Here is an 11,524-nt window from a genome sequence, read left to right on the forward strand (position 1 = left end):
TTAGGTAACCTCTTAGTGTTTTTTATATTCTAAATTAGTATGTTACTTAAGTGTTTTAAGAATCTCGAAAGGATTCTTTTTCTCTTGTATAACACTTTCTTGCTCGCTATAGTATGAATGTTTTTTTGTATTTTTACAAGTGCTTGAGTCTTTTTTTGGTATTAAAGGTAAATCTAAAAGTATTTCTTCTTTGATTATATCCTTTAAATCAATTATTGTGCTTTTACATATAAAAGGCTCATGAAGACTATCTTCTACTAGTCTGTCATCTTCGGTAATTATTATAGTATTTGTTATATTAAAATTATGTTCAAATACTTCTAAAGAATCTTGGCAAATAAGTTCCAATATGCCCTTAATCGAATATCTAATACAAGTATGATTTTTTTCTTCAAAAAAGGAAAATGAGCATACAAATGTATGAGGAGCAGTTGTGATGAAATCAGAAAGCTGATCAAGTTGTTCAATGATTATTTCAATATTTTCTAATTCTCTTTTTTGCTTGGCATATATTGAGTAATTTATCTGAGTATGCTTACCTTTCATCTTGGCTGTTGCTGAGATATTTTGCTAATACTATTATTGTATATACATTTCTTGTTTTATGAAAGTCTCTACTGTATCATCATACTAGTTATTTTTTTAAATTAACAATCACATAATTAAGGGTTAAATACTAATGTCTTTATCTATTCCACGCGAGTTTTCAAACGCTATAAGGTTTTTATCTATTGATGCAACACTTAAGGCTAAATCAGGACATCCTGGAATGCCTATGGGGATGGCTGATATTGCCACAGTGTTATGGACAAAGTTTCTTAAGCACAATCCAAATAATCCACATTGGATAAATAGAGATAGATTTGTTCTTTCAAATGGACATGGCTCAATGCTTTTATATTCTCTACTACATCTGACAGGTTACGATCTATCTATTGAGGATATTAAAAACTTCAGACAGTTACACTCAAAAACTCCAGGACATCCTGAGTACGGCTATGCACCAGGAGTTGAGACAACAACTGGCCCATTAGGACAAGGAGTAGCAAATGCTGTTGGTATGGCTTTAGGTGAGAAGCTTTTGTCAGCTAGATATAATACACCTGATTTAAAAATTATAGATCATCATACTTATGTGTTTCTAGGTGATGGATGTCTGATGGAAGGTGTTTCACATGAAGCATGCTCATTAGCAGGGACTCTAGGTTTAAACAAATTAGTTGCATTTTGGGATGATAATAATATTTCGATAGATGGTGATACTAAGGGTTGGTTTAGTGATAATACACCTCAAAGATTTAGAGCATATGGTTGGCACGTTATAGAAAATGTCGATGGTCATGATTATGCTGCGATAGAAAAAGCTATAAATGAAGCTCATGCACAGCAGCAAAAACCGACTTTAATTTGTTGTAAAACGGTTATAGGATTTGGCTCTCCAGAAAAGGCTGGTACTGCCTCTGTACATGGCTCGCCTTTGAGTGAGCAAGAAAGAGCCTCAGCTGCTAAAGAACTTGATTGGAATTATGCTCCTTTTGAAATCCCTAATGATATATACAAATACTGGGATGCTAAAGAAAAAGGGAAAGCTTTAGAGGCAAATTGGCAGAACCAATGGGATTTATATAAGAATAATCCTAAGTTTGAAGAATTTGATAGAGTGTTGAAAAAACAGTTGCCCGCAAACCTTGAGCAGGAAGTTAATCAATATATTGCTTCACAGTTAGCGAATCCTGTCAAAGTGGCAACACGTAAAGCTTCACAAATGGCGCTTGAAGTATTGTGTAAGAATATGCCTGAGATGTTTGGTGGATCAGCAGACTTGACAGGATCAAATAACACTAATTGGAGTGGCTCAGTTTGGCTAAATAATACTCAAGAGGGTGCAAATTACCTTTCTTATGGTGTTAGAGAGTTTGGCATGGCTGCAATAATGAATGGTCTAAGCCTTTATGGTGGCATCAAACCTTATGGTGGCACATTCTTAGTATTTAGCGATTACTCAAGAAATGCTATAAGGATGTCAGCATTAATGAAGCAGCCTGTAGTACACGTTATGTCGCATGACTCTATTGGTTTAGGTGAGGACGGGCCAACACACCAGCCTATAGAACATATTCCAAGCTTAAGACTTATACCTAATCTTAACGTTTGGCGACCTGCTGATACAATTGAAACAATGATAGCATGGAAGGAGGCTGTAAAATCTAAAGATACGCCAAGTGTAATGGTATTAACGCGTCAAAACTTAATGCCAATAGTGCAAACACAACATCAAGTTGCAAATATTGCTAGAGGTGGATATCTAGTCAAAGATAATCCTGATGCTAAATTAACTATCGTTGCAACAGGATCTGAAGTTGAACTTGCTGTCAATGTTGCAAATGAATTTGAAAAAAAAGGTATGAATTTAAATGTTGCTTCTATACCGTGTGTAGAAGTTTTTGCTACTCAAACTCATGAGTATATAAGATCAGTAATAAGAAATGATATTCCCGCAGTTTTTGTTGAAATGGCACAACCTGATATATGGTATAAATATATGCCAAAAGCTGGAGGAGAAGTAAAAGGAATCTATAGCTTTGGTGAGTCAGCACCAGCTGAAGATTTGTTTGAGTATTTTGGATTTACTGTAGAAAATATTAGCAATATTGTTGCTAAATATGTTTAATAAACTAACTTTCGCAAGATAATATCTTAAGGAGATTAAAAATGAGAGTTGCAATTAATGGTTTCGGTAGAATTGGTCGTTTAGCATTTCGTCAAATGTTTGGTAAAGGTAACATTGAGATTGTAGCGATTAATGATTTGACAAATCCAGAGATGTTGGCACACTTATTGAAATATGATTCTGCTCAAGGTAGATTCTCAAAAGCAGCTGTAACAGTAGCAAAAGAAAGCTCTATAGTTGTCGATGGTAAAGAGATTAAAATATATGCTGAAAAAGATGCAGCTAATCTACCTTGGGGTGAGTTAAACGTGGATGTTGTACTAGAGTGTACGGGTTTCTATGTATCAAAAGCAAAATCACAGGCTCATATTGATGCAGGTGCTAAAAAAGTAGTTATTTCAGCTCCAGCTGGTAATGATCTACCAACTGTTGTGTTTGGGGTTAATCACGATATCCTCAGTGCTGATGATAAAATCATATCAGCAGCTTCTTGTACAACTAACTGTCTGGCTCCTATGGCTAAAGCTCTTCATAATATAGCAACAATTGAAAGTGGCTTTATGACGACTATTCATGCTTATACAGGTGACCAAAATACTCTAGATGCACCTCATGCAAAAAATGACTTTCGTCGTGCAAGAGCTGCTGCTGTAAATATTGTACCTAACTCAACTGGTGCAGCTAAAGCTATCGGTCTAGTAATCCCAGAATTAGCGGGTAAATTAGATGGAGCTGCTCAACGTGTCCCTGTAGCAACTGGATCGTTAACTGAGCTTGTTGCGGTGGTATCTAAGAGTGTAACAGCTGAAGATGTTAATGCTGCGATGAAAGCCGCTGCAAATGAATCATTTGGTTACACAGAAGAGGAGTTAGTGTCTAGTGATATCATCGGGATCTCTGAAGGTTCATTATTCGATGCAACTCAAACTAAAGTTACTTCACTAGGTGATAAGTCTCTAGTTAAAGTAGTATCTTGGTATGACAATGAAATGTCATATACAAATCAAATGGTTAGAGTAGTAGAGTACTTTGGGGCTTTATAAACACTATAGGTAAGATATAAATGAGTTTTCTAACATTAAAAGATGTTGATCTAAAAGATAAAAAAGTCTTGGTTCGAGTAGATTTCAATGTGCCTGTCAAAGATGGTAAGGTAACAAGTAAAGTTAGAATTGAGGCAGCTATTCCAACTATTCAATACATTTTAGATCAAGGTGGCGCTGTGATTTTGATGTCACATCTTGGGCGTCCCATAGAGGGCGAATATGATCCTCAGTTTTCTCTAGAGCTTGTTGCTGAAGCATTATCTCAAATTATCAAAAAGCCAGTTAGATTTGCTAAAGACTGGCTAGATGGTGTTGATGTTAAGGCTGGTGAAATTGTTATGTGTGAAAATGTACGCTTTAACAACGGCGAGAAAAAATCAGCTGAAGATTTATCTAAAAAGATCGCAAGCTTAGGTGATGTTTTTGTAATGGATGCCTTTGCTACAGCACATAGAGCTCAAGCTTCGACATATGGTGTAGCTAAATATATACCAGTAGCATGTGCAGGTATGCTTTTAGCTAATGAAATTCATGCATTAGAGAAAGCTTTGAAAGCACCTAAGAAACCAATGGCAGCTATAGTTGGCGGATCTAAAGTTTCAACTAAGCTATCGGTATTATATAACCTTCTTGATAAAGTTGAGATTCTTATTGTTGGTGGTGGTATCGCTAATACTTTCATAAAAGCAGAAGGTTATAATGTTGGTAATTCGTTGTATGAACAAGATCTTGTTGCTGAAGCAAGAGATATATTATCTAAAGCTAAAACTCTAGGAGTTAATATTCCTGTACCAGTTGATGTAAGAGTTGCAAAAGAATTTAGTGAAAATGCCCAAGCAATCACTAAAAAAGTCTCTGATGTTGCCGCTGATGAGATGATTCTTGATATCGGTCCAGAATCTGAAAAGAGAATTGCTGAGCTGCTAAAATCAGCAAATACTATTTTATGGAATGGTCCTGTTGGAGTTTTTGAGTTTGATAACTTCGCAGAGGGTACAAAAGCTTTATCTTTGGCTATAGCCCAATCGCACGCTTTTTCAGTAGCTGGTGGTGGTGATACTATTGCTGCGATAGAAAAATTTGGCATCAAAGACCAAGTTTCTTATATATCAACAGCTGGTGGAGCATTCTTAGAGTTTCTTGAAGGCAAGAAATTACCAGCTATAGAGATACTTAAAGAAAAAGCAAGCAGCTAATTTAGGATAATTTATATGAGAAGAACAAAAATTTTAGCTACTCTTGGTCCTGCTAGTGAATCAAGAGAAGCTCTAACAGAGATGATTAAAGCAGGCGTCAATGCGGTTAGATGTAATTTTTCGCATGGATCTGCTGAGGATCATCGTAAAAGAGTTGATTTAATTCGTCAAATCGCAAAAGAGCAAGATACCCATGTTGGTATTTTAGCTGATTTACAGGGACCAAAAATCAGATTATCAAAATTTAAAAATGGTTCCGTAGAAATTAAGAAAGGTCAAAAATTTACACTGGATGCTGATCTTGGAGTTAATGATGGTGATGAGAATACTGTAGGAATTGACTATAAAGAACTGATCCAAGATGTAAAAAAAGGTGATATATTACTTGTAGATGATGGCAAAATTGTCTTAGAGGTTGATTCTGTAAAAGGAAATAAAGCAGTCACTAAAGTTGTCGTTGGTGGCAAAGTTTCTAATAATAAGGGTATCAATAAAAAAGGTGGTGGGCTGACAGCGCCTGCACTTACTGAGAAAGACAAAGAAGATATAAAAATAGCGGCAATGCTGCAAGTCGATTTCTTAGCGGTATCATTCGTCAGGGATGGTAAGGATATGGAGTATGCACGCCAACTTGTCCATGAAGCTGGCTGGAGACCTGCTATGGTTGCTAAAATTGAGCGTGCAGAGGCTGTATTAGAAGATAATCTTAAGAGTATTGTTGATGCTTCTGACCTTGTAATGGTAGCACGTGGTGATTTGGCTGTTGAAATCGGTGATGAAAATGTGCCAACTGTACAGAAGCTTATTATTAGTACAGCTAGAAGAAATGAAAAAGGTTCTATTACTGCTACACAGATGATGGAGTCAATGATAGAGAACTCTTCACCAACTCGTGCAGAGGCATCTGATGTTGCTAATGCTGTGTTTGATGGTACAGATGCTGTGATGTTATCAGCTGAAACTGCGGTAGGTAAATATCCTGTTGAAACAGTTTCTGCAATGTCAAGAATATGTAAATCAGCTGAGAAAAGTAAGTATACACATATTTCTAAAAAGCAAAAAATAGCTGATTGTGATAGGATTGATCATGCTGTTTCTGTTGCAGCAGTCAAAATAGCTAACGATATCGGTGCTAAAGGATTAATCGTATTAACAGAAGGTGGCAATACTTCGCGTTGGATGTCACGAATAAATACTGATTTACCTATTTATGCATTATCACGAAATGCTACAACTTTAGGTGCAATGACATTATTTAGAGGAGTCGTGCCAATATATTTTGATTCAACTAGAATGTCTAAGTTGTATGTAAATAGATCAGCTTGTATGGAGCTAGAGAGCAGAAATTTAGCTAAAGATGGTGATATTTTTGTTCTTACTAGTGGTGATAGTATGGGTGTTCATGGAAGCACTAATAAGATTAAAGTAATAATTGCAGGTCAGGTAAGATAAGGAGATAATAATGGCTTTAGTTTCATTGCGTCAACTATTAGATCATGCTGCTGAGCATGGTTATGGATTACCAGCTTTTAATGTTAATAACCTTGAACAGGTTAGGGCTGTTATGGAAGCTGCGGATAAGGTTAATTCACCAGTTATTTTACAAGGTTCTGCTGGAGCAAGAAAGTATGCGGGAGCATCTTTTATTAGACATTTGGTTTTAGCTGCGATAGAAGAATATCCACATATACCAGTGTGTATGCATCAAGATCATGGTACATCTCCATCAGTTTGTCAAAGATCTATCCAATTAGGTTTTTCATCTGTAATGATGGATGGTTCTCTAAAATCAGACGGTAAAACTCCATCAGATTACGAGTATAATGTTAATGTTACAAAAACTGTTTCTGATATGGCTCATGCTTGTGGCGTATCGGTTGAGGGTGAGTTAGGTTGCCTTGGTTCGTTAGAGACTGGACAAGCTGGCGAAGAAGATGGTATAGGTGCTGAAGGTACTTTATCTATGGATCAGTTACTTACTGACCCTGAAGAAGCCGCTGATTTTGTTAGAAAAACTAAAGTTGATGCTTTAGCTATAGCTATTGGTACTTCGCATGGTGCTTATAAGTTCACAAAACCACCTACAGGTGATGTATTATCTATCAAAAGAGTAAAAGAGATTCACGCAAGAATACCTGATACTCACCTAGTAATGCATGGTTCATCTTCTGTGCCACAAGACTGGCTAGAAGTAATAAATACTTATGGTGGTGCTATGGGTGAAACCTATGGCGTGCCTGTAGAAGAGATTGTTGAAGCTATTAAGTATGGTGTACGTAAAGTAAATATTGATACAGATCTTCGTATGGCAGCAACTGGCGCGGTGAGAAGATTCTTAGTTGAGAATCCAGCTGAATTTGATCCACGTAAGTACAATGCTGTTGCTAAGGCTGCAATGTCAGAAATCTGTAAAGCTAGATATGAAGCATTTGGTAGTGCTGGTATGGCAAGCAAAATTAAGCCTATATCTCTTGAAACTATGTTTCAACGCTATGAGAGTGGTGAGTTAGATCCAATTGTTAAATAACTATCTTTTAAACTCTTATAGTATTAACTTATAAATCATATATAAAGTCTAATAATTAAAATTTTATTGACAACTTTCTTAAGAATTATTTCTCATAAATTATACATTTTAATAAAACTTTCAACTACTCCATTAGTCCAGCCAAAACCATCTTGGACTATATACTCTCCTCCTCCTGCTTTTTGCTCGGGGCTTATTACATCGTATTTTTCGCGAATTTTTCCAGTTTGTTTAAATTTTGTATTAACTGTACTTATAAACCTTGTTGCAATAGTTTTTGCAAGTTCATCAAACCCATAATTTTTTAAGCCTATTACTGCCTCAAAGTGTAATGGAGCCCAACCATTTGGAGAATCCCATTGTTGTGTTGTATTTGTAAGAGTTGTAATAAGACCATATTCAGTTAAAAAATCTTTTTCTATGATTTTAGCAACTTTTAGGGCTTGCTGATCTGTTGCTATATTTAAGAATAAAGGAGCTATTCCCGCTAGACTTGTAATATCTGTAAGTTCAGTCGTAATATGGTTTAGATCATAAAAAAATCCTTTTTGATTATCCCAAAATTTATCTTGGATAAGTTGTTTTCTTTTTTTTGCTAATTCTAGATACTTGGTAGCTTTTTTTTGTTGTGAAACTTCGATGAACCATTTACCTAGTAAATGTTCTAATCCATATAAATAACTATTTAAATCAATAGGTAAGATATCAGTAGTTTGGATTGTATTAAAATCATCCGCTTTGGCAAACCAGCGGCTAGAAAAATCCCATCCAGATTCGCAAGCAGCACGAATATTTCGATAAAACTCTGATTTATTTTTTATGTTTTTTGCATGTTCGATATCTTCTCGATATGATTCTGGTCTAGGAGTGTCAGAGTTATCCCAATATCTATTTAATCCATTTATGTTCCTTTGAGAATTCATCCAAAAAGAATACTCTTTTTCTAATATTGGTAGATATTTTTCAATAGCGGATATACCAAGTTCTTGATATAAGATATTTACGATCAAATAAAATAAAGGAGGTTGAGAGCGAGTTAGGTAATATTTTCTATTCGCATTTGGTACGAAGCCAAGTATATCTATAAGATATGCAAAATTATTAGCAATATCTTTAATCATTTGGATTTTACCATCTACTCTTAGACCTTCACAAGTGAAGTAACAATCCCAATAATAAACCTCTCTAAACCTTCCCCCTGGAATTATATAAGGTTTTGGTAATGGTATAAGAGAGCTTAAAGAGTTTGGTTCATCAAAAGTTTGATATAAAAAACTCCACATTTGTTTTATGTATTGTGATAATGATATTTCTTCAGTATTAGCAAAAATTTTTTCAGTAATTGGGTGATAAAAGTTATCCTCAATGAAAGCTTTAAGATTAAAATCATTAGAGCCTTTAAGTTTTCTGTAGTCGTTTAGAATATTTTGAGGTGATCTCTTAGGCGTCATATCAACAAAGTATTTTGAGTCATTAAAACAGGGTTGTAATTGAACAGCTTCAAAGAGCTCCCCTGATAATTGAATTAGTAAATTCTGATTATTGATCATATTATTTATTTCCATGAATTTTTGCATACGGTAGTATTAAAAGTACTAAAATAGTAATCGGTATTAGAACACTATAAAAAGCTGTAACTCCACCAAAATGGGAGAATATTTCGCTAATTATTCTAGATCCTATAGTGCCTCCTAATGCTGAGAATATAATAATCAAACCAGTCATAGCACTTTGTAGGTTTTCAGGTTGGCTACTAAGGACACTTGAGCATAGAGTTGGATATATTGGTGCCATAAAGAAGCCAATCATAGGGAATAATAGCGCGATAATTATTGCTATAGAAGAATCGGTTTGAGTGGGGATTATTAATCTAGATAATTGTAAAGTTGATATTATTAATATTCCACAGCATATAAGGCCTATAATAATAATTGTTTTCCAGTCAATTTTTTTCATGATAAAACCAAATGTGATTCTCCCAGCTGCTATACTCAAAGCAAAAGCACTCGCCATAAAGACACTAGTCGATGTAGAAAGATGGAGAACTCTAGTATTAAATGTTGGAAGCCACGATTGTACGCCTTGCTCAATAAATACATAAAAAAAGACACTGATTATAAATAATACAACAATTGGTAATTTTATAAGCTTTAGCATACTTAGGGTGTCTACCAAAAAGTTAGATGCCTTTGGTATTTGTACAGCTGATTCATCAAGCTTGGTAAATAAAAGCAGAATAAATGCAATAACACATAAACTAGCTAGCAACCAATATGTTTCTAGCCAGTTACCAAAATGAATAAATACACTAAATACAAAAAAGCATAATACTACACCTATTTGAAATATACCTTCTAATAAGCTTAACAGACTAGCGTGTGCCTTTGAATTATCCGTGATTAAACCAACTGTAGAATATACAGATACTTTAATAAGAGCGAAAGCTACACCTATTAGTATGAATAGTATTTTAGTTGTTAGAAAGCTATCAATACTAGCAATAGTAATACAACCTATAGCAATAATGGCTAATCCGGTGAGTATTGCATTTTTATAACCAAATCTTGGAATAAATGAACAAATGGCGAATGAAACTATTGCAATAGTTAGATCTTTGAACGCTTCAAGAATACTTGCTTGAACTTCTGTAACTTGATAATAAGTCACTGACTGTAGAATTACAATACCAATACTATTAAGCAAAATAGCACTAATAAAGAAAGTGAGAAATAGTGAAATTTTTAGTTGTAAGAATCTCATGGATGTTTGATAAAGAGATTGTTTATTATCTTAGAATAAACAAATTTATATATCTAAACAAGTTTTAAGCATTGAGTTTGGAATTTTTTTAGTATCTAATAAATTGTATATATTTAAAAATGAGGTATCTGTTTTGAGTGAATATAAATATTGTGTAGGAGTTATGTCTGGGACATCACTGGATGGAATAGATGTCGCTTTGTGTAAGATTCGAGGCAGAGGATTAGATACTGATATTAAATTGGTAGATTGTCAAACATATCCATATTCTGCTGACTTGTTATGTAACATCAAACAGTCACTAGATCTATCAACAAGCAACGCTCAGCTATTATGTAGTCTTAATTTTAAACTTGGTATTGAATATGCAACTGCGGTAAAAAAACTAGTAGCAACCAATGGTTTGAATTTAAAAGATATAGCATTTATAGCAAGTCATGGACAAACAATTTATCATCAAGCAAATAATCAACAAGGTTTTGTTAAATCATCATTACAATTGGGTGATGCTGCAACAATTGCTTATGAATGTCAGACAACCGTAGTATCAAATTTTCGTGCTGGAGATATAGCTGCTGGTGGTGATGGCGCACCACTTGTTCCTTATGTCGACTATATATTATATAGAGACAAAGATAAATCACGAGCTTTACATAATATAGGCGGAATAGCAAATACTACAATTATCCCAAAAAATGCAAATATTGATGATATTTATGCTTTTGATACGGGACCTGGAAATATGATGATAAATAGAGCTATGGAAGTTCTGTTTAATCAAGATTATGACAAAGATGGTGATACTGCCGCAGCCGGGATAGTTATTCTAGATATGTTACAAGAGCTTTTGGATAATCCTTATCTAAAGCAGAAACCACCTAAATCAACAGGTCGAGAGCTTTTTGGAATCAAGTATACAGATAAGATTATAGCTAAATATAAGCAAAATAAACCTGAAGATATAGTCCATACTTTGACAATGTTTACAGCAGAAAGTATAGTCAGTGCCTATAAAGATTTTGTATTTAATAGAAATAAACTAGATCAAATAATATTTACAGGTGGTGGAGCATATAATAAGTTCTTAATAAAAACTATTTCAGATTTAGTTGACGTTGAAGTATTAACATTTGAAGATATTGGTGAGAGTAGTGATGCAAAAGAGGCTATAGCCTTTGCAGTATTAGGCAATGAAACTCTTCATAAAAACTATAATAATGTACCATCTGCAACCGGAGCAAAAAGTAGAGTTATATTAGGTCAAATAAATTTCTTTTAAAAAAACAATCACAAAAACGCTGTAAAATAGGTTTATCCAATCATA

The 11,524-nt window shown here is 34.4% G+C and carries 9 protein-coding genes; 6 read left to right on the plus strand and 3 right to left on the minus strand.

Annotated elements, in window-relative coordinates:
- Positions 1-42: 42 nt before the first annotated feature.
- Positions 43-546: a YceD family protein gene (locus FSC454_RS03265; RefSeq protein WP_066047505.1), complete on the minus strand. Its 504-nt coding sequence runs from the start codon at positions 544-546 to the stop codon at positions 43-45.
- A 133-nt stretch (positions 547-679) separates the two neighbouring features.
- Here FSC454_RS03265 and tkt point away from each other — a divergent pair, with 133 nt between their 5' ends.
- From tkt to fba, 5 genes are read left to right on the plus strand one after another with little or no spacing between them, the layout of a single operon-like run.
- Positions 680-2,671, plus strand: a complete 1,992-nt coding sequence (gene tkt / locus FSC454_RS03270; protein WP_066047502.1) for a transketolase — start codon at positions 680-682, stop codon at positions 2,669-2,671.
- 41 nt (positions 2,672-2,712) lie between these two features.
- Positions 2,713-3,714: a type I glyceraldehyde-3-phosphate dehydrogenase gene (gap, locus tag FSC454_RS03275; RefSeq protein WP_066047500.1), complete on the plus strand. Its 1,002-nt coding sequence runs from the start codon at positions 2,713-2,715 to the stop codon at positions 3,712-3,714.
- Positions 3,715-3,734: 20 nt separating this feature from the next.
- Entirely contained in the window at positions 3,735-4,913 is a 1,179-nt protein-coding gene (locus FSC454_RS03280) for a phosphoglycerate kinase (protein WP_066047497.1), read from the plus strand.
- A gap of 15 nt (positions 4,914-4,928) precedes the next feature.
- Entirely contained in the window at positions 4,929-6,365 is a 1,437-nt protein-coding gene (gene pyk, locus FSC454_RS03285) for a pyruvate kinase (RefSeq protein WP_003040166.1), read from the plus strand.
- 10 nt (positions 6,366-6,375) lie between these two features.
- Positions 6,376-7,440: a class II fructose-bisphosphate aldolase gene (gene fba, locus FSC454_RS03290; RefSeq protein WP_066047494.1), complete on the plus strand. Its 1,065-nt coding sequence runs from the start codon at positions 6,376-6,378 to the stop codon at positions 7,438-7,440.
- A gap of 92 nt (positions 7,441-7,532) precedes the next feature.
- On the opposite strand, the gene FSC454_RS03295 is transcribed toward fba, so the two are convergent.
- Positions 7,533-8,990: a trehalase family glycosidase gene (locus FSC454_RS03295; RefSeq protein WP_066047529.1), complete on the minus strand. Its 1,458-nt coding sequence runs from the start codon at positions 8,988-8,990 to the stop codon at positions 7,533-7,535.
- A gap of 1 nt (position 8,991) precedes the next feature.
- The gene (locus FSC454_RS03300) at positions 8,992-10,143 is read right to left on the minus strand and encodes an MFS transporter (protein WP_244148265.1); all 1,152 of its coding nucleotides are present in this window, start codon (positions 10,141-10,143) and stop codon (positions 8,992-8,994) included.
- Between the two features lie 220 nt (positions 10,144-10,363).
- Here FSC454_RS03300 and anmK point away from each other — a divergent pair, with 220 nt between their 5' ends.
- The gene (anmK, locus tag FSC454_RS03305; RefSeq protein ID WP_066047488.1) at positions 10,364-11,479 is read left to right on the plus strand and encodes an anhydro-N-acetylmuramic acid kinase AnmK; all 1,116 of its coding nucleotides are present in this window, start codon (positions 10,364-10,366) and stop codon (positions 11,477-11,479) included.
- Positions 11,480-11,524: the final 45 nt, after the last annotated feature.

Origin of the sequence: Francisella hispaniensis FSC454, from assembly GCF_001885235.1 — a bacterium.
GTDB lineage: Bacteria > Pseudomonadota > Gammaproteobacteria > Francisellales > Francisellaceae > Francisella > Francisella hispaniensis.

Coding starts and splice junctions, on each gene's coding strand:
- FSC454_RS03295 (WP_066047529.1), bottom strand. CDS start 8,990: ATGATCAATAATCAGAATTTACTAATTCAATTATCAGGGGAGCTCTTT.
- tkt (WP_066047502.1), top strand. CDS start 680: ATGTCTTTATCTATTCCACGCGAGTTTTCAAACGCTATAAGGTTTTTA.
- gap (WP_066047500.1), top strand. CDS start 2,713: ATGAGAGTTGCAATTAATGGTTTCGGTAGAATTGGTCGTTTAGCATTT.
- anmK (WP_066047488.1), top strand. CDS start 10,364: ATGTCTGGGACATCACTGGATGGAATAGATGTCGCTTTGTGTAAGATT.
- FSC454_RS03280 (WP_066047497.1), top strand. CDS start 3,735: ATGAGTTTTCTAACATTAAAAGATGTTGATCTAAAAGATAAAAAAGTC.
- pyk (WP_003040166.1), top strand. CDS start 4,929: ATGAGAAGAACAAAAATTTTAGCTACTCTTGGTCCTGCTAGTGAATCA.
- FSC454_RS03265 (WP_066047505.1), bottom strand. CDS start 546: ATGAAAGGTAAGCATACTCAGATAAATTACTCAATATATGCCAAGCAA.
- fba (WP_066047494.1), top strand. CDS start 6,376: ATGGCTTTAGTTTCATTGCGTCAACTATTAGATCATGCTGCTGAGCAT.